This window comes from Enterococcus sp. XAF26B05_ASV22, assembly GCF_056727285.1.
The window spans coordinates 2016354-2035598 of the sequence record NZ_CM161538.1 but is presented as its reverse complement, the minus strand read 5'-3'; the positions used below and the strand labels follow the sequence as shown (position 1 = coordinate 2035598).

General features: G+C 37.3%; 16 protein-coding genes and 1 riboswitch. Of the genes, 12 read left to right on the top strand and 4 right to left on the bottom strand.

The genetic code is table 11. From position 1 onward, the window contains the following. Positions 1 to 2: 2 nt before the first annotated feature. From AC1PU0_RS10105 to AC1PU0_RS10095, 3 genes are read right to left on the bottom strand one after another with little or no spacing between them, the layout of a single operon-like run. Positions 3 to 1172 (bottom strand): FtsW/RodA/SpoVE family cell cycle protein, encoded by a 1170-nt coding sequence (locus tag AC1PU0_RS10105; protein ID WP_069652954.1) that lies wholly within the window; start codon positions 1170 to 1172, stop codon positions 3 to 5. Further along, positions 1169 to 2350, bottom strand: coding sequence for an FtsW/RodA/SpoVE family cell cycle protein (locus AC1PU0_RS10100; protein WP_206849532.1), 1182 nt, complete (start codon positions 2348 to 2350; stop codon positions 1169 to 1171). Before AC1PU0_RS10100 ends, AC1PU0_RS10105 begins: the two co-directional genes overlap by 4 nt. Then, on the bottom strand, positions 2347 to 3273 hold the full coding sequence (locus AC1PU0_RS10095) for an LCP family protein (protein WP_206849531.1): 927 nt from the start codon (positions 3271 to 3273) through the stop codon (positions 2347 to 2349). The genes AC1PU0_RS10100 and AC1PU0_RS10095 overlap by 4 nt, the downstream gene beginning before the upstream one ends. Before the next feature lie 291 nt (positions 3274 to 3564). Further along, positions 3565 to 3734, bottom strand: a riboswitch (M-box (ykoK) riboswitch). Positions 3735 to 4181: 447 nt separating this feature from the next. Here AC1PU0_RS10095 and alsS point away from each other — a divergent pair. Beyond that, positions 4182 to 5843: an acetolactate synthase AlsS gene (gene alsS / locus AC1PU0_RS10090; RefSeq protein WP_206849530.1), complete on the top strand. Its 1662-nt coding sequence runs from the start codon at positions 4182 to 4184 to the stop codon at positions 5841 to 5843. A gap of 13 nt (positions 5844 to 5856) precedes the next feature. Then, on the top strand, positions 5857 to 6570 hold the full coding sequence (gene budA, locus AC1PU0_RS10085) for an acetolactate decarboxylase (RefSeq protein WP_206849529.1): 714 nt from the start codon (positions 5857 to 5859) through the stop codon (positions 6568 to 6570). A gap of 100 nt (positions 6571 to 6670) precedes the next feature. Here budA and rnhC read toward each other — a convergent pair whose 3' ends face one another. Continuing rightward, on the bottom strand, positions 6671 to 7609 hold the full coding sequence (gene rnhC, locus AC1PU0_RS10080; RefSeq protein WP_069652959.1) for a ribonuclease HIII: 939 nt from the start codon (positions 7607 to 7609) through the stop codon (positions 6671 to 6673). A 358-nt stretch (positions 7610 to 7967) separates the two neighbouring features. Between rnhC and rimP the strand changes: the two genes are divergently transcribed. The 10 genes from rimP to AC1PU0_RS10030 all read left to right on the top strand — a co-directional run bounded on the left by rimP (position 7968) and on the right by AC1PU0_RS10030 (position 18920). After that, complete coding sequence (gene rimP, locus AC1PU0_RS10075) at positions 7968 to 8441, top strand: ribosome maturation factor RimP (RefSeq protein WP_069652960.1); 474 nt, start codon at positions 7968 to 7970, stop codon at positions 8439 to 8441. Positions 8442 to 8565: 124 nt separating this feature from the next. Then, complete coding sequence (gene nusA / locus AC1PU0_RS10070) at positions 8566 to 9744, top strand: transcription termination factor NusA (RefSeq protein WP_206849528.1); 1179 nt, start codon at positions 8566 to 8568, stop codon at positions 9742 to 9744. An 18-nt stretch (positions 9745 to 9762) separates the two neighbouring features. Next, complete coding sequence (gene rnpM, locus AC1PU0_RS10065) at positions 9763 to 10059, top strand: RNase P modulator RnpM (protein ID WP_069652962.1); 297 nt, start codon at positions 9763 to 9765, stop codon at positions 10057 to 10059. Next, positions 10052 to 10354 carry a YlxQ-related RNA-binding protein gene (locus AC1PU0_RS10060; RefSeq protein ID WP_069652963.1) on the top strand — a complete coding sequence of 101 codons (303 nt, stop codon included), beginning with the start codon at positions 10052 to 10054 and terminating at the stop codon, positions 10352 to 10354. Before rnpM ends, AC1PU0_RS10060 begins: the two co-directional genes overlap by 8 nt. A gap of 12 nt (positions 10355 to 10366) precedes the next feature. After that, on the top strand, positions 10367 to 12949 hold the full coding sequence (gene infB, locus AC1PU0_RS10055) for a translation initiation factor IF-2 (RefSeq protein ID WP_206849527.1): 2583 nt from the start codon (positions 10367 to 10369) through the stop codon (positions 12947 to 12949). Positions 12950 to 12982: 33 nt separating this feature from the next. Next, complete coding sequence (gene rbfA, locus AC1PU0_RS10050; RefSeq protein WP_069652965.1) at positions 12983 to 13333, top strand: 30S ribosome-binding factor RbfA; 351 nt, start codon at positions 12983 to 12985, stop codon at positions 13331 to 13333. A gap of 195 nt (positions 13334 to 13528) precedes the next feature. Beyond that, positions 13529 to 14782: a PcsB-like coiled-coil domain-containing protein gene (locus AC1PU0_RS10045; RefSeq protein ID WP_206849526.1), complete on the top strand. Its 1254-nt coding sequence runs from the start codon at positions 13529 to 13531 to the stop codon at positions 14780 to 14782. A gap of 240 nt (positions 14783 to 15022) precedes the next feature. Beyond that, positions 15023 to 15943: a tRNA pseudouridine(55) synthase TruB gene (gene truB / locus AC1PU0_RS10040; RefSeq protein WP_206849525.1), complete on the top strand. Its 921-nt coding sequence runs from the start codon at positions 15023 to 15025 to the stop codon at positions 15941 to 15943. A 17-nt stretch (positions 15944 to 15960) separates the two neighbouring features. Next, the gene (gene ribF / locus AC1PU0_RS10035) at positions 15961 to 16908 is read left to right on the top strand and encodes a riboflavin biosynthesis protein RibF (RefSeq protein ID WP_206849524.1); all 948 of its coding nucleotides are present in this window, start codon (positions 15961 to 15963) and stop codon (positions 16906 to 16908) included. 221 nt (positions 16909 to 17129) lie between these two features. Beyond that, positions 17130 to 18920 (top strand): glycerophosphodiester phosphodiesterase family protein, encoded by a 1791-nt coding sequence (locus AC1PU0_RS10030; protein ID WP_206849523.1) that lies wholly within the window; start codon positions 17130 to 17132, stop codon positions 18918 to 18920. Positions 18921 to 19245: the final 325 nt, after the last annotated feature.

Below are 19245 nucleotides of genomic sequence, written 5' to 3'. Positions count from 1 at the left end.
GACTAGTTTTTTTCTTTCTGATAATACATCGAAAGAATCAACCCCACTCCAATGAAATTAGCCAAATAAGCTGTACCACCTTGACTAATAAAGGGTAAAGGAATCCCAGTCAAAGGAAGTAAACCAATATTAGAGCCAATATTTTCTAATATGTGAAATAAGAAATACATAATCACACCAGTCGTAATATACGCATAAAACTCTCGTTTTGCATTGAGCGTACAGATCAGCATTTGATAAATGAGATAAAAGAACAGCAGAATCAAGGTACAAGTTCCTATAAAACCATAGGCTTCACCAATCACAGTGAAAATCATATCGGACTCTCTAACAGGAACGTAAATTTGTAGATCGGTTAGTCCTTTTCCTAACATCTCTCCAGATCCGATAGCAGTTAACCCACGAGCTTGTTGAAATGAAATGGAGTCTGCATATTCGAAAGGATTCAGCCAAGCATGGATTCGATTAAACTGATAGGGCTGAAAATGAAGATAGGAAAGGATAGCTTGGCCTCGTTCCGTTAAAACCAACAAAATACCGCTAACACCAATCACACCTAAAATCCCAAATCCAACCGTTAAGATTTTCCAAGAACAACCAGAAACAAGCACCACACCAAGAAAAATCGAAATAAATACTAAACTTGTACCAAAATCTTTTTGATAAAACATCAAAGCAAAAACAGGTAGACTGACAAGAGATAATTCCCCTAATAATCGGAAATCTTCTTTCAAAGTAGAAGGATTTGAGGCCTTTTGCCGTCTTCTTGTCACGACATAGGCCAACATCAAAATATAGCCAAGTTTCATGAATTCTGATGGCTGAAACGAGAGTGGACCTAGTCGAATCCAACGTTTGGTGCCAGTTGCGGCGGCCATAACTGGGTCGTGAAATTTTATCAGCAAACTCATTAGTAACAGCGATAAACCATAAAGTGTAGGAGTAAATTTCCACAAATATTTAATTGGAATAAACATCGTGATAAACATTGCCACAATGCCTAAGATAGTCCATAGAAGTTGTTTTATCATCAAAGGAGTAATTGATTCAACAGACGGATCTGCATAAAATGCGCCATACTGGGCAATAAAGCCGACAACTATCAAAAGAAAAACAGGTAAAAGAAGCGCATAATTCACAGGTTCACTATTTGGATTTACGTTTTGTCTCATGCCAGTTCTCCTTTTTGCTTCCCTATTTCTCTCATTTCCGTCGCACGGGCATTCAATGCAATACCAAGTGTAATGCTCAATATCAGCAAACTAGATCCACCATAACTGATGAAAGGGAATGTCAATCCTGTCATAGGGATAAACCCTAACAAGCTCCCTACGTTTACGGATACTTGAAGTAAAAGTAACATCCCACAACCAATATAAAGATAGGAGTAATAAAGGATTTTTGATCTTATCGCAAGTAAAAATAAACGAGCAACCATAAAGAATACTAAAAATAAAATCACTAAAGAAACAATCAATCCCAGCTCTTCGATACAAATGGCAAAAATAAAATCTGTATCAGCAGCTGGCAGGAACCCCTTTTTTTGAATACTATTGCCTAAACCTAAGCCCCAAAAACCACCATTATGCATGGCATAATAAGCATTTGACGTTTGAAACCCTTTGCCAGTCGGATCAATGAAAGGATTTTGCATCACTTCGAAACGAGTTACTAAATACCCGAATTTTTCAGGCATCCAATTTGTTGGAATCGACAATAAAAGAACGGTTCCTAAACGTTTTATCGCAACGAAACCAATTAAAGCTATCGACATAAATAAAGGAGATAGTCCGCTGGATAAAAACAAGACTAAAACAAGGATAAAAATCATTGACGCTCCAGCAATATTTGGTTGTAAAGCTACAAAAAACATAAAGAACATAGCCACAAATAAAGAACGTTTATGATCTTTGAACCTAAAAGGAACGAGCGTGTCTGTTTTAGCCAAGTTTGCAGCTAAATAAAGAACGAGTACTAAAGGAACTAACTCAGATGGTTGAAACAAAAGTACGCCTAGATTGATCCAGCGCTTAGCACCACCAACACTTGTTCCAATAAAGGGCAAAGCAACAATAGATAAGAACGTCATCGCCAAAATAACATACATCATTTTAGGTTTACGAAGAACGGACAAGTTAATCCGATAAACAAAACTCATACACACGATACTAAAAAGAAAATACATCGTTTGTTTGATTGCTTTACTCGACGTTCCAAGGTCACTATCTAATAATTGATAGGAACTTGAACTATAGACCATTAAAATACCTATGATTGACAAAATAAAATAAGGGACCAAAACATAAAAATCTAAATAATGCATCTTAGAGAATCTCTTGGATTGTTTCATTTCGCTGCCCCATCATCCAAAAAGCTATGAATAGCTTCTTCATTTTGTTTCTCGTCTATTTCTAAGACACTTCCAGCATCAGTATAATCGTTAAATGCCCAGCTCCCTTTAACTGGTACAGATAAAGTTTCAAGCGTTTTGACATTGCCTGATAGAAAATCTTTTGCTAAATCTATAAGAAGATCAGTGGGGATATTCGTATCTAAGTAACCGACCGCTTCGCCCGCTATTTTCGGAAGTTGTAAGAAGGAGACAGCATCTTTAGATTGTTTTGCCAGTGCGTCCATAACTTGTTGTTGTCTTCTTACTCGACCAAAATCGCCCTCTTCATCCATTCGAAAACGAGCATACTGTAATAACGTGTTACCATCCATGAGTTGTTTGCCTTTTTTGATGTCGACATTGTCTAGGTTGATATCTTTTTCTGCATCGATTTCAATCCCTTTTGGATAAAGTTCATTGATTAATTGAACAAAATGAGTAAAATCTGCCGAAATATAATAATTGATTGGCAAACCAAATGAGTCATTGAGGACCTTTCGTGTTAATTCGGCTCCGCCGTACGCGTAAGCAGCATTGATTTTCTCTAATCCATGTCCAGGTATTGACACATAAGAATCTCTCATGATTGATATTAATTTTGGTTGTTTTGTTTCACTGTTGTAGTGGGCGACCATTAATGTATCAGCACGTCCGCCATCTTCATCATCTTCACGACCGTCATCACCAATTAACATAATCGTGATCTCTTTCAGATTTGTCTGTTGATCACCAGAGAAGTTAGTATTCTTGTTCTTATTCACTTGGGATTGAGCCATTTTTTTTCCATTATGAAAATTTATTGCGGTGTAACTCCCAATTCCTGTAAAAATCAAGAGAACAAAAAGAATTATACAAATTAACCATTTTATTCCAGTTTTCATAGTTTATTCCTCGCTAATCATTTTAATTGATCATCAAATAAAGTTTGGCATTAGGAATTGATTTAGATGGGGGACAAAAAGATCTTTATACTAAAATAATGAATCACAGTAAGTCAAAATTAAAAGAAGTATCTCTAAACCATTAAATCATAATGAAGAGATGTTTTCTCCTTCGATTTGTATATCCACCTCCTGGAAGTAAAATTCTGTCAACATTATCTATCAAAACAAAAAACCTTCGCTTAGAATAACTCAGCGAAGGTGGATTGATTTCAGCACAAAAAGAGCTTTTCATCATTCTCATCGTTGAGTTTTAGCACTATGAAACGTAAAAAGCAGAGCTTTTAGCTACTTTGTGAAAAGCCTTAATTCGACAATTCCTGTCCTACCCATTCCTGTCTTTCGACATTTTTGAGCAGTAGCCTGTGTTTCCATAGGAGCCTCACCTAACAAGTTATTCAGATCGCCCTAAATATAGTGAATATCTTCGTTAAAGTCAATAAAGTAAATATTAATTTTTTTATAATATGTCGATCTGAAACGGATAAACTTGTTATTTAAAGTAGAAAATTCCGTTTTCTAGAGGGGTATAGCGGTCGAGTTGAAAAGAGTGGAAAATGACTACGTACTATTTTCTTTACTCTTTCTTAAACATAGCCTCAAATAATTGCTATCTAATGATTTAGAAAGAATATCGGAAAGCATGAACCTTTATGTTTCGGCGTTGTCTTATTTTTGGGGATCAAATGATTAAACAAATAATAGGCAACATGCTATAATTGAAATTGATACAGGGTTTGTAACTGTACTATAAAATACGGTTTTCCTTAATGTAGATTCTTTATATTCTTTTTTGTATAAGGGAATTGGTTTAATGAAACATGATTTCAGAAAGGGTGTAACACGTAATGGGTAAAAGCAGAAATGGTGCCGAAGTGATTGTTGAGAGCTTGAAAAATCATCAAGTCGATTATGTCTTTGGAATTCCAGGAGCAAAGATTGATGGTCTGTTTAATGCGTTAGTCGATGATGGCCCAGAATTGATCGTAACGCGTCATGAACAAAATGCAGCCTTTATGGCAGCTGCCGTTGGTCGCTTGACTGGAAATCCAGGTGTAGTTGTTACAACGAGTGGTCCAGGTGCGAGTAATCTCGCTACAGGGTTAGTAACAGCTACAGCAGAAGGCGATCCTGTACTGGCGATCGGTGGTCAAGTAAAACGAAGAGACTTATTAAAATTAACCCACCAAAGTATGAACAATGCTGCTTTATTCGAGCCAATCACGAAGTACAGTGCAGAAATTCAAGATCCAGAGACCATTTCTGAAGTCTTAGCAAATGCTTATCGATTGGCAAAGTCGTCAAAAAAAGGAGCTAGTTTTATCAGTATTCCGCAAGATGTAGTTGATGCTCCAGTAGAATCTGTCGGCATAAAACCATTGAGTGATCCGAAAATCGGCTCTGCTTCATCAAAAGATATCGACTACCTTTCACAACGGATTCAAGCGGCTGAGCTGCCTGTGTTATTGGTCGGGATGCGTGCCTCTACAGATAAAGAAGCAAAGGCAATTCGCGCAATCGTTGAGAAAACGAACATTCCAGTCGTTGAAACGTTCCAATCTGCAGGAGTGATTTCTCGAAAATTAGAAGACCACTTCTTCGGACGAATCGGTTTGTTTCGCAATCAACCAGGTGATATGCTATTAAAACGCAGTGATTTGGTGATTGCGGTCGGCTATGATCCAATAGAATATGAGGCTAGAAATTGGAATGCAGAAGGAGATTCGGCGATTATAGTAATTGATGATACACCGGCTGAAATCGACCAATATTTCCAACCGGAACGAGAACTGATCGGCGACATTGCTGAGACATTAACCGTTCTTTTACCAAGTATTGAAGCGAAAGGATTATCTGATAAAGCGATAGGATATTTAGATTTATTGCATGAAAAACTGGTTAAACGAGACGATGTGAAAGAGGGGACAACAGAAGGATTGATTCACCCTCTAGAAGTGATCGAAACATTGCAAAATATAGTAACAGACGATATGACAGTCACTGTTGATGTAGGGAGTCATTATATTTGGATGGCTCGTCATTTTAGAAGTTATGAGCCGAGACATTTACTTTTTAGTAATGGGATGCAGACATTAGGTGTTGCGCTTCCTTGGGCGATTTCAGCAGCATTGGTTCGACCAAACACGCAAATACTATCAATTTCAGGGGATGGTGGCTTTTTGTTTTCTGCTCAGGATCTTGAGACGGCAGTCCGAAAAAAATTAAATATCATTCATTTGATTTGGAATGACGGACGTTATAACATGGTTGAATTTCAAGAGCAACTTAAATATCATCGAATTTCTGGTGTGGACTTTGGACCCGTCGATTTTGTGAAATATGCTGAGGCTTTTGGAGCCAAAGGATTACGCGCTGAGAATGTTCAAGAATTAAAAGCAGCAATTTTAAAAGGAATTGAAACAGAAGGGCCTGTTGTGATCGATATTCCAATTGATTACCAAGATAACGAAAAACTTGGCGAAACGATTTTACCAGATCAATTTTATTAGAAAGGTGATAACAATGACAAAAGAAACAGTCTTATATCAGCACGGAACTTTAGGAGCTTTAATGGCAGGCTTGATGGATGGGACTGAAACAATCACTAATATTTTAAAAAAAGGTGATTTTGGGATCGGTACTTTATCTGGTTTAGATGGGGAGTTAATCATTTTAGAGGGGAAAGCTTTTCAAGGAAGGGAAGATGGGGCCTTGGTTGCACTAGATGGCAAACAAGAAACACCTTATGCAGCTGTGACTACATTTAAACCAACAATCACTTTTCCAGTGGCTGGTCCTATAGATTATTCAAAAACAAATAAATTAATCAGCGAACATTTAAAGAGCGAAAACCTTTTTCATGCAATCAAAATTCATGGGAAATTTAAAACAGTCCATGTTCGAGTGATGCCCAAACAGCAAAAACCTTATAAACGATTGGTTGAAGTATCCAAAGAACAGCCTGAGTTTGAAAAAGAAATGGTTACTGGCACTATACTTGGCTTCTTCACACCAGAACTATTTCAAGGTGTTGCAGCAGCAGAGTTTCATTTGCATTTTATAGGCGACAAGCAAACGTTTGGCGGACACCTGATAGATTTTGAATTGGAATCAGGGGTGATTGAGATTGAACCCATGGACTCATTATTTCAACATTTTCCCAAAAATGATGAAACATTTATTCATACAGCCATTGATTATGCTGATTTAGATAAAGAAATCCAAGAAGCGGAATAGAAAGGGTGTGGGACAAAAGTAAAAATCACTTTTGTTTCACACCCTAGTTGCGAATAAAAGGCGAGAGCAGAAGCAATCCCTTGGGAAATAAGCTTCTGTCTCAGGCTCTTTCATTTTGAAGCAATTTTTTCGCTTTTTCTGTATTTGCAAAATGAAGTTTCACATATTTACTTAGTAATGTCATCCCACCTTTAGCCAACACTTTCGCTGCAACTTTATCAGAAACAGCGCCCGCACCAGAAGGAACTTTCATTCCTAATTCTTTGGATTCTTTATCTAGTTCTTCTAAAAAAGCCGCTCGGCTAATGATTGAAGCCGCTGCTACTGCTACATGATATTGCTCACCTTTTGTAATGAAGAATAATTTTTCATTGACTTGATTTTGTTCACTTCGTACATACTTTTTATAATTGGCTTCAGGTGTAAATTGATCGATCAAAATACCGTCTGGTTTCGTTGGTGCGATGTCGTTCAATAATAAATGGATTGCTTGATTATGTAATGCGACTTTCATATGAACCGCATTATATTTTGGCTGGATCTGATTGTATTTTTCTGGCTCAACAATCAATAGTCTATAAGGAACCAGTTCTTTGATGACTGCTGAAAGTTGTACTATTTGCGGATCAGTCAGTTCCTTGGAATCTCGTACGCCAAGTGCTTTTAGTTTTGCCACCATCGTTTTGTCGACGTAAGCAGCGCAAACTGTTACGGGGCCAAAATAACTACCATTGCCAACTTCATCACTACCTAAGACTGAAAGTTGACTGAAATTAGCAGGTAACGCTGTTGCTTTTTTTGATGTCGATCGACTTGTTCCTTTACTTTCAAGTGAACTGCCCCATTTTGCTGCTATCTTTTCGGCATCCCCCCCTTGAAATACGACTTTACCAGAGGTATAAGCTGTAATCGTTGTATTTCCAACTCTGGCAACGAAATCAGTGTAAGGCACAGTTTTATTTAAACGATTTTTCTCATAATAGACATGCATTTTTTTCATTGTATCTTTGTTTACTTTGATTACTTGTGTTTGTGACATAGGGAGCTCCTTTCAAATCTTCTTATTCATAGTAAAACAAAAGAATGGAAAAGTGAAGTATGTTTCTTTGAGTGAAACACAAAAATAAAGCAAAGATAATAGCGGTGTAATAACGTAGATTTGAGTTTTCAGAAAATCTATGGTAGAATAGCTTATAAGTAATGATACTAGTTTGAGTGAGCGGATTTCTGCTCACTCTTTTTAATGGAATAACATAGAAAGAAAGTATGATAAAACGTCGATTTGCTTGACTTTTGTTGTCTGGTTGTATCAATCGACACTTTCTATGATTTAGCTATACGAATCAGGCTTGCTAAAAATCTAGTACGTTACATAAATCTCGAAGGAGGCGAAAATTTTGAGTAGTGTTGTGGAAACTGTTACCGAGTTAGTCACACCAATCTTAGAAAAACAAAATTTTGAACTTGTAGAAGTAGAGTTTGTCAAGGAAGGAAGAGACTGGTTTCTCCGCGTCTTTATTGATAAAGAAGGCGGTATTGATATTTTAGACTGTGCACTTGTGAGTGAGCAGCTAGATGAAAAGCTTGATGCTATGGATCCTGATCCGATTCCCCAAGCGTACTTCCTGGAAGTGTCCTCACCGGGAGCTGAACGTCCGTTGAAGAAAGAAAGCGACTATGAAAAAGCAGTTGGAGAATACATTCATGTTTCACTCTATCAAACAATCGATGGTGAAAAACAGTTTGAAGGTATTTTAAAAACAATAGACAAAGATCAGTTGACCTTGACAGTCAAAATCAAAACAAGAGTCAAAGACTATACATTTGAACGAAAAAACATTGCAAAAGCTCGTTTAGCAATTCAGTTTTAATTGAGTAAAACACGAAGCAGAACGTTCCAGTTTTGACTTATCACGAGATGCAATAAGCGACTTGATAAAAGTCGAGCAGCTCCGTTCGCCTTTCATTTAGACAGTAGGAGGAAATGATAAAAAAATGAGCAAAGAAATGTTAAATGCACTAGATGCATTAGAAGCTGAAAAAGGTATTTCTAAAGAGATTGTGATTGATGCATTGGAAGCAGCATTAGTTTCCGCATACAAAAGACATTATGGACAAGCCCAAAACGTTGAAGTTGAATTTGACGGTAAAAAAGGGAATATCCATGTTTATGCTGTTAAAGAAGTAACGGAGGAAGTCTTTGATTCGCAACTAGAAGTTTCATTAAAAGAAGCGATGGAAGTGAATAAAGCATACGAAATGGGTGATAAAATCCGTTTTGAAGTAACACCAAAAGATTTCGGTCGTATTGCAGCTCAAACAGCAAAACAAGTTATTTTGCAACGTGTTAGAGAAGCAGAACGAAACATTATCTATAACGAATTCAGTGCGTATGAAAATGACATTATGCAAGGAATCGTTGAAAGACAAGACCGCCGCTACATCTATGTGAACTTAGGAAAGATTGAAGCTGTTTTATCAAAGCAAGATCAAATGCCAAACGAGTTTTATCAGCCTCATGATCGTATTAAAGTATACGTTTCGAGAGTTGAAAATACCTCAAAAGGCCCGCAAGTTTTCGTAAGCCGTAGCCATCCAGATTTACTGAAGCGATTATTTGAACAAGAAATCCCAGAAGTGTATGATGGAATAGTAGAGATTGTGAGCATTGCTCGTGAAGCAGGAGATCGTTCAAAAGTTTCTGTTCGTTCAACTGATTCGAATATCGATCCTGTTGGGACATGTGTAGGACCAAAAGGCCAACGTGTTCAAGCCATCGTTAACGAATTAAAAGGGGAGAATATGGATATCGTTGAATGGAGTGAAGACCCAGCAGTTTTCATCAGCAACGCATTGAATCCAGCCCAAGTAGTAGATGTTATTTTCGACCCGAATAACAATAAAGCTTGTACTGTAGTCGTTCCAGATTATCAATTATCACTGGCTATCGGTAAAAGAGGACAAAATGCACGTTTAGCTGCAAAATTGACTGGCTTTAAAATTGATATCAAACCTGAATCTGAAATGGAGAGTTACTATGCAGAACATGCAGAAAACGAAGAAACTCCTGAAGAAGAACATGATGAGGCGATTGTCGCATCTGATTTAACAGCTGATGAGTACGAAAATATCGAGTTTGAAGAAAAAACAGCCGAAGACGAAGAACAAGTTTAACGATTTGGAGGGAATCAAATGAAAAAAAGAAAAATCCCGATGCGTAAATCTGTTGTTTCAGGCGAAATGAAACCGAAAAAAGAATTGGTTCGAATCACGCGTTCGAAAGATGGCGAAGTCGCAATCGACCCTACAGGGAAATTGCCTGGACGAGGAGCTTACGTTTCACTCGAGCCCAAAGAAGTCCAAGAAGCTTGGGACAAACACATTTTAGACCGTGTCTTGGAAACGAAGTTGACAGATGATTTCTACCAAGAATTATTGGATTATGTTGAACACCAAAAAGCACGTAATGAGTTGTTCGGCAATGGCTAAAGAAAAGGTACTGAATTTATTAGGTTTGGCTATGAGAGCTGGAAAACTAGTGACCGGTGAAGAGTTAACAATCGGTGATATCCGCAGTAATAAAGCGAAATTCGTTTTTGTTGCTGGCGATGCTAGTGAGAATACAAGAAAAAAAATCAAGGACAAATGTTCTTATTATAACGTTCCTTGTAGTGAGTCGTTTTTACATTCAGAATTAAGTCACGCAATCGGTAGAACGCGTATGGTGATTGGAATCAATGATCAGGGCTTTGCGACGAAATTCAAGGAACTAATCAAAGGTTAGGAAGGTGATTGCATGGGGAAAAAAAGAATTTATGAACTAGCAAAAGAGATGAATCAATCGAGTAAAGATGTTGTCGAAAAAGCACATGCTCTAGGTATGGATGTGAAAAACCATATGGGCGCAATTTCTTCTGAGGACGAATCAAAGCTTCGCAACTCATTTGGAGGAAATAAACCTGCAAATACACAACAAAAACCCGCTGCGAAACCACAAGCGCAAAGTGGTCAAGGGCAAACAAAACCAGCAAATCAAAAGCCAGCTAACCAAAATGGAAATAGACCAAACCAAAATCAAACTAGACCGCAACAACCAAATGGACAACAAAATCGTCCACAGCAAAATAACCAAAATCGTCCAGCACAACAAGGACAACAAAATAATCAAAATCGTAACAACCAAAATCGAAACATGCAAGGAAGCAGCCAAAATATGACTCAAAACCGTACGAATCAAGGACAGCAAAATCGTCCGCAACAAAACAACCAAAATCGTCCAGCACAATCAGGACAACAAAACAACCAAAATCGTAACAATACACAAAACCGCAGCACGCAAGGAAATACTCAAAACACAAACCAAAACCGTCCTGCTGCAACACAATCAGGTCAACAAAATCGTCCACAACAAGGACAAAATAACAGCAACACGCAAGGAAATCAAAACCGAAACAATACGAACACTGGAAACCGCAACAATAGTTTCGGTGGAGGCGGCGGTCAAAACCGTAACCGTAATGGCTACAATAACCAAAACCGTAATAGATTCAATAAAAAAGGCAAAAAAGGCAAATACCAAGAATCAACAAAACCAGCAGTTCCAGCACGTAAATTCCGTGAATTGCCTGATGTACTAGAATACACAGAAGGAATGAACGTAGCAGATATCGCGAAGAAAATTCACCGTGAGCCAGCTGAGATCATCAAAAAACTATTTATGATGGGTGTCATGGTCAATCAAAACCAATCCCTAGATAAAGAAACGATTGAATTGTTGGCAGTAGATTACGGAATGGAACCACAAGAAAAAGTTCAAGTTGATGTCGCAGATATCGATAAATTCTTCGAACCAGAAGCACTAGTTGAAGAAAATCTTGTGACACGTCCTCCGGTTGTAACAATCATGGGACACGTTGACCATGGTAAAACAACATTGCTTGATACGTTACGTAATTCGCGTGTAACCTCAGGTGAAGCGGGCGGTATCACTCAACACATCGGTGCCTACCAAATCGATATTGATGGAAAACCAATTACATTCTTAGATACACCAGGACATGCTGCCTTTACGAGTATGCGTGCGCGTGGAGCAGGTATAACAGATATTACAATCTTGGTCGTTGCAGCAGATGACGGTGTAATGCCGCAAACAGTCGAAGCAATCAACCATGCGAAAGCGGCAGAAGTGCCAATTATCGTAGCTGTAAACAAAGTTGATAAACCAGGTGCTAATCCTGATCACGTAAAACAAGAATTGAGCGAACATGGTTTGATTCCAGAAGAATGGGGCGGAGAAACAATCTTCGTAAACATTTCAGCAAAATTCAATCAAAATATTGATGAATTACTTGAAAACATTCTTTTGATCGCTGAAGTAGAAGATTTAAAAGCAGACCCAACACAACGCGCAATCGGTACAGTAATCGAAGCACGTTTGGATAAAGGGAAAGGTCCAGTTGCGACACTGCTTGTTCAGCAAGGTTCATTACGCGTTGGGGACCCAATCGTTGTTGGGAATACATTTGGACGCGTTCGTGTTATGACGAATGATCTTGGACGTCGTGACAAAGCTGTAGGTCCAGCAACACCAGTTGAAATTACTGGATTAAATGATGTACCACAAGCAGGCGATCGTTTCGTGGTCTTTGAAGATGAAAAAACAGCGCGTCAAGCAGGTGAAGAACGTGGCAAACGTGCACAACTTGAGCAACGTTCATCTACTAATCGTGTAACCTTAGATAATTTGTTTGAAAGTCTAAAAGAAGGCGAATTAAAAGATGTTAACGTCATTATCAAAGCAGATGTACAAGGGACCGCGGAAGCTCTTGCAGCAAGCTTACAAAAAATCGAAGTTGCGGGTGTCCGCGTGAAAATCGTTCACTCGGCTGTTGGAGCAATCAACGAAAGTGATGTAACACTTGCCGCAGCAAGTAATGCGATTATCATTGGGTTTAATGTTCGCCCAACACCACAAGCAAAACAACAATCAGATCAAGAAGAAGTAGATATCCGTTTACACCGTATCATCTACAAAGCAATTGAAGAAATCGAAACAGCAATGAAAGGGATGCTAGATCCAGAATTTGAAGAAAAAATTACCGGTCAAATGACGGTTCGTGAACTTTACAAAGTATCTAAAGTTGGAACGATTGCTGGTTGTTACGTAACAGAAGGCTCTATCCGTCGTGATAGTGGTGTTCGTGTGATTCGTGACGGAATCGTTATCTTTGAAGGCAAACTTTCTAGCTTGAAACGCTTCAAAGATGATGCCAAAGAAGTGAAACTTGGCTTTGAATGTGGTGCGATGGTTGAAAACTTCAATGATCTTAAAGTTGACGATGTAATTGAAGGCTTTGTTATGGAAGAAATCAAACAATAACACCAAATAAAGTAAGAAAGAAGGAGAAACAGTATGGCAAATTATCGTGACCGCCGAGTAGGTCAAGAAATCATGCGTGAAATCAATGATATATTGAGAAAACGTGTCAGAGACCCACGTGTGCAAGATATTACAATTACCGATGTTCGAGTAACTGGCGATCTGCAACAAGCGACGATTTATTACAGTTTGTTATCTGATCTAGCTTCTGATCACCAAAAAGCGCAACAAGGATTAGATAAAGCAAAAGGATTGATTCGTAAAGAATTAGGACAACGGTTGACATTATACAAAACACCGGAACTGATTTTTGAAAAAGATGAATCGGTTCAATATGGGAATCACATCGATGAGTTGATTCGTAAATTGAATCAAGGGAACTAGAAAAATAATGTAAAAAAGCCGAAAGGAAGTGATCCTTTTCGGTTTTTTTTACATTAAATTTGTCACAGAACTGCTTTTTGTAACTATATTGAAAAGAACTGTAATATTTTTATCGATTAAATTAACATGATTTATGCTATTATTTATAGTGTAAGTTTTAGTGAAGATATGGTTAAAGAAAATGGAGGGTTAATAGTGAAGAAAAAGAATTTGTCATTATTAATAGTTAGTATGGTTACAGTTGCAGGGACAATCTTACCGATTAGTTCGTTAGCAGAGACAACTGATAAAAAAATAGAGCAACAAGACAAAGAAATTTCAGCATTAAAAGAAAAGCAAAAAGATGTAGTTGCGCAAATTGCCTCTTTAGAAGATGAAATTTCTTCAATTTTTGATGAAGGAATAACTTTAAACAAACAAAAAACAGCATTAATCAAAGAATCTGAACAATTAAAAAAAGATATTGCTGCATTAGACGTGCGAATCAACAAACGAACTGAAGCGATTCAAAAACAAGGAAGAAATGTTCAAGTTAACGGACAAGGAACTCAAATTCTTGATATGATTTTAAATTCAGAATCAATCACAGATGCAGTCGGACGAGTTCAAGCAATTTCTTCCATTATGACAGCAAACAATGATTTAATTAAACAACAAACAGAAGATAAAGCACTGGTTGAAAGTAAAAAATCAGATATCCAAACGAACTTAGCTAATGTAGAAAAAGCAAAGACTCAGCTTGAAAAAGAAAAACAAAATCTTGTTGCAAAACAAGCAGACTTGAATGTTTTAAAAGCAGAAGTAGATTCTGAAACATCGGGTGCGGAAAGCTCAAAAAGTAAATTATTAAAAGAGCAACAAGAAGCGTTAAAAACGCAACTCGCAAATGAAGCGAAAAAGAAAGACGTAAAAAAAGCCGAGACACCTAAAAAAACAGATAAACCATCTACTCAAAGCGAAAGCACTACTGAAACAGCTACTGCTCCAGCAGAGACAGCAGAATCTAACGGGGAAAATTCAAGTAAGCCTGAGGAGAATAACAACGAAAATAATTCAAATAACCAAGGGAATGTTGAATTACCTGAAACTCCTGAAAAACCAGTAACACCACCAGCAACTTCAGCTGACGCAACATTTCAAGCTTTAAATGCATTACGTACGGCGAACGGATTGAATCCAGTGAGTTGGGATGCTGGTCTTGCAGCATCAGCTAGTGGAAGAGCAGCAACGATGCAGAATTTTCAAGTCCCATCTGACCATTGGAATCGAGGAGACGAAGTGATTGCATTCATGTTTGCTCCTGGTAACTCCGTAATCATGGCTTGGTATAATGAGACAAACATGCAATCACCATCTGGAACAGGACACAGAGATTGGGAAATGAACCCTAGTATGACACGCGTTGGATTTGGTTATGCCGGCGATGTGATTGTAGGACACTCTGCTTAACGTTAATACAATAAACTCTTGAGCGTAAAACAAAACTAGCTAAGCGTTTTGTTTTACGCTTTTTTTTAAGATTGTATAGAGGCTAAAGCGTTTCACAGTACTATATAATCTTGAAACGGGCGCAACGATTTAAGTGAGAATCAGGTGTTTTATGAAAACCCCATTTTTTTTAAATGAATTTCTATTCTCTTCTATGCTATAATAAATCAGTTGATACTTAAATTTTGGAGGAACAATTAAATGGATGGTATTTTACCTTTATGGAAAGAAACTGGCATGACAAGTCATGACTGTGTTTTTAAACTAAGGAAAATTTTACATACGAAAAAAATCGGTCACGGTGGTACTTTAGATCCTGATGTATCTGGGGTTTTGCCGATTTGCATCGGAAAAGGGACAAAAGTTATTGAATATATGGTTGATTCTGGTAAGACATATGAAGGTGAAATTACTCTTGGTTTTTCTACGACAACAGAAGATGCAAGCGGAGAGATTGTTGAAAAAACAACATTATCATACCCTTTTTCAAACGATGAAATCGATGGCGCTATGGAACGGATGACAGGTGTTATCACTCAAATTCCGCCGATGTTTTCAGCAGTAAAAGTTAATGGCAAACGCCTTTACGAATATGCTCGAAATGGCGAACAGGTGGAACGTCCGGTTAGAAAAGCGATGATTTATTCTTTTGATCGAATAAGTGAGCCTACATTTGATCAAGTACAAGGCACACAAAGTTGGCGTTATAGGGTAGTGTGCGGCAAAGGAACTTATGTTAGGACATTATCAGTTGATACAGGTCTTGCTTTAGGCGTTCCAGCGCACATGTCCGATTTAACACGTACGGCAAGCGGTGGCTTAAAGGCTAAGCAATGTTTGACTCTAGCACAAGTAGCGGAAAAAATGACACAAAATCAACTGAATGACATGCTATTACCGATTGAAACGGCTGTTGAACGATTTCAACGAATCGATTTATCTGATGAACTTTATCAGAAAGTCAAAAACGGAATGCGATTAAGCCCAGCTGAATTGACTTTAAGCGAAATGCCTCAAGACTTAGTGGCTTTATTTTATCAAGGTCAAGTCGTGAGTTTATATATGGCTCATCCAACGAAGCCCAATGTATTGAAACCTAGTAAAGTATTACGAAATAATTAATAGAAAGAAGTTTTATCATGCAAATTATTCCAATTCGTCATCCTTATAATCCAGAACAAATCCCATCAAATGATGTTGCGATGGTCTTAGGTTTTTTTGATGGTGTTCATCGAGGACATCAGAAAGTAATCGAAACAGGTAAAGCATTTGCGGAAGAAAAAGGCTTAAAATTAGCAGTAATGACATTTAATCAACACCCTTCTATTGTGTTTCAAAAAGTTTTACCTGAAAATATGAAATATTTGAATACCCTAGAACAAAAAGAACAATTGATGGAAAAGCTGGGGGTAGATATTTTGTATGTCATCGAGTTTACTTCAGCGTTTGCTTGTTTAACCCCGCAGGAATTTGTGGACCAATATATTGTCGGATTACATGCTAAAGCGGCGGTTTCAGGGTTTGATTACACATATGGACCTAAAGATATAGCGGATGTTGCGCACTTACCAGGCTATGCTAAGGAGCGATTTGAGGTTATTACAGTAAGCAAGGAAGAATTAGATGGAGCGAAAATTAGCTCTACAAGGATTCGCGAATTGATGGAACAAGGGCGAATGGAAGACGTTACTGTATTGCTCGGTTATGTATATGAAACAGATGGGACGGTTGTTCACGGGGATGCCCGAGGACGCTTGTTAGGCTTCCCTACGGCCAATATCAAAGTAAAAAGTACGGTTCGTTTACCTAGAATCGGTGTTTATGCTGTGAAAATCAAAGTCGGAAATAAATGGTACATCGGTATGGGCTCTATAGGTCATAATGATACTTTTGGTGATGGTCGTGACTTGACAGTGGAAGTTTATATTTTAGATTTCCATCAAGATATATATGGTGAACAAGTAACAGTACGTTGGAATCATTATTTGCGCGATCAAGTCAAGTTTGACGGGGCAGAAAATTTAATCGTGCAACTAAAACAAGATGAACAAGATACAGCAGATTATTTTTTAGAAATGAATCAATAATAATCGCTTTAGAAGAATGCTCATTAGTAACGAATCAGTAAACTGCATAACAGCATCTGTTTAAGAGTCTGTTCATGCAGTTTATTCTTTTAACAAGATATAAAAATAAAATACAAAGTTTATACAAAAAAATGAATTATTCCAACATCAGGTAAAAATAAATTGGTATAATAGAAGTGCACTATCTAAATGAAAAGTAATGTTATTTCAAGGGGAAATATATGAAGAAAAAAGAAAAAGATGTAAAAAAAAGTAGAATTTTTAGTCTTCTGACTTTATTTATAGCTCTTATATCAGGAGGAGCCGCTGTTTTCATTTGGTTTTATATCACTATTGATTATCAAGATAACTCTAATCCCTCTTATGATGGTTATCGCGTTTCACCAGTAAGCTTCGACATGACCGCTACCCAATTTTTTAAAGAGGGTAGCCTCCAGAAAGACAATCATGTAAATCCTGAATTTGAAGACTTAGAGATCAACGCTAAAATAAAAAACGATGGAGTGAAATACCCGGCAACAAGGCCTATTTTTCGGCTAGTGAATATGGATAATAAACAGACTGTATATCGAGTAAAAGCTGATTTATCAAGTGTGAAGCATATAGCAAAAGTTGAATTTCCAGCATTTGGGGAGTTAAACGGATCGAATGATTTACAAGTATACCAAGGGGTTTATTATCCTAAAAGTAGCACATGGGAATCGGATATTTTAGTAAAAAAACACCAAGAAGCTGGACGTTATCAGATAAAAATCCTAATAACCAAAGAAAATGGAAAAACGGAACTAGCTGATTTTGGTGAATTTAACGTTGATCAACCAACAATAGAAGCTGAAGTAGATAATGCTCAAATTGGGAAAGGTCAGTTCGATGTAAAGGTGAGAACGAAAAGCATCGCTGATATCGAAAAAATAAACGTTCCAGTTTGGTCAAAAGAAGATCAAAGTGATAAAAAAATATACGAAGGAATCCGACAAGCTGATAATTCTTATAAAGTTCACGTTGATTATGAAGACTTTGATTATAGGAATGGACTTTATCACGCAAATGCAGAACTAATTGCTAAGAATGGTTTAAAAGCTAAATGTGACGCAGGTACAGTAGAAATTGCGCTTAGACGTCCTGTTCGAATTCGGCTTATGCAAGAAACATCTCTTTTTAAAGATAGAAATTTATCAAAAATTGTCGGACTGTTGCCAGCGAATAGCATGGCCTACGTCAAAGGAATCGTCTTTAACTCTGACAAAAAAGTGTATCGAACGACTGAAGGATACATTTCTGCTGAGAATATAGAAATTAGTGAAATGATGGATGATATTCGTTATGTCGCACATCGTGGTAATCACAAGGTGGCACCTGAAAATTCAATCCCTTCTTTTCAGCAATCGGATAGTTGGGGGATCGAGACAGATATTTGGCTTACTAAAGATAAAAAATGGGTCATCATGCATGACAAGACAGTTGACCGCATGACAAATGGAAAAGGAAAAATAAGTGATTTAACATTAGATCAAATAAGGGCTTTGCGCATCGATCAAGGATCCAATAAAGAAAAATATTCTCAAGAACAATTAATTATTCCAACATTGGAAGAGTTTCTTACAATTATGAGTAGTAAAAAAAGTATTCCGTTTATCGAAATGAAAGCTAAAAATCTTGAACCAAGTGATTACGATGATTTAGCCAATATAATTAGTTCATTTGGTATAACGAATAAGGCTATAATCATTTCATTTGATTTTACGAATTTGGTCGAAATGAAAAAGCGTCTTCCTGAAACGCAGGTTCAGTTTCTAGCGAAAACTTTAGATGAACAAATGATTGATCAGGTTAGCAATCTTGGTGGGAATGCTGGGTTAGCTATTAAGTATGAAAGTGTTTTAGGTCGAGCAGACTTGATTGCTAAAGCTCAAAGTAAAGGTTTAACCGTTAATTTATGGGGGGTTCCTCAAAGTGAGTTTAAGAAGATGGAAGCATTAGGCATTAATAATCTAACTACTGACTATGATTAAGCTTTCTTTTTTGAAAGGAATAACGTTATCAATGATTTAGAATGGTGCATACTCTTTATTCTGTCATATAGGATATGGGAAAAATACGGAAATGAATAAAAGTAAATTTGAAGGATGCTCTTTCTCTCAAGTCGAAAGAAGGAGTACTTCTTCAAATTTGCTTCTAGTAAACGTTATTAAAAAATGTGAATTGGCAAGTACAAAGAGCATTTATAGGTTAAAAGTAGAAATAAAACATAAACAAGTTCGGAGAGAAAATTTCTTGGACTTGTTTTTATTTTCTAAACAGGATAATTCCCGATTCTCATTTTATTGAGAGTTTTAT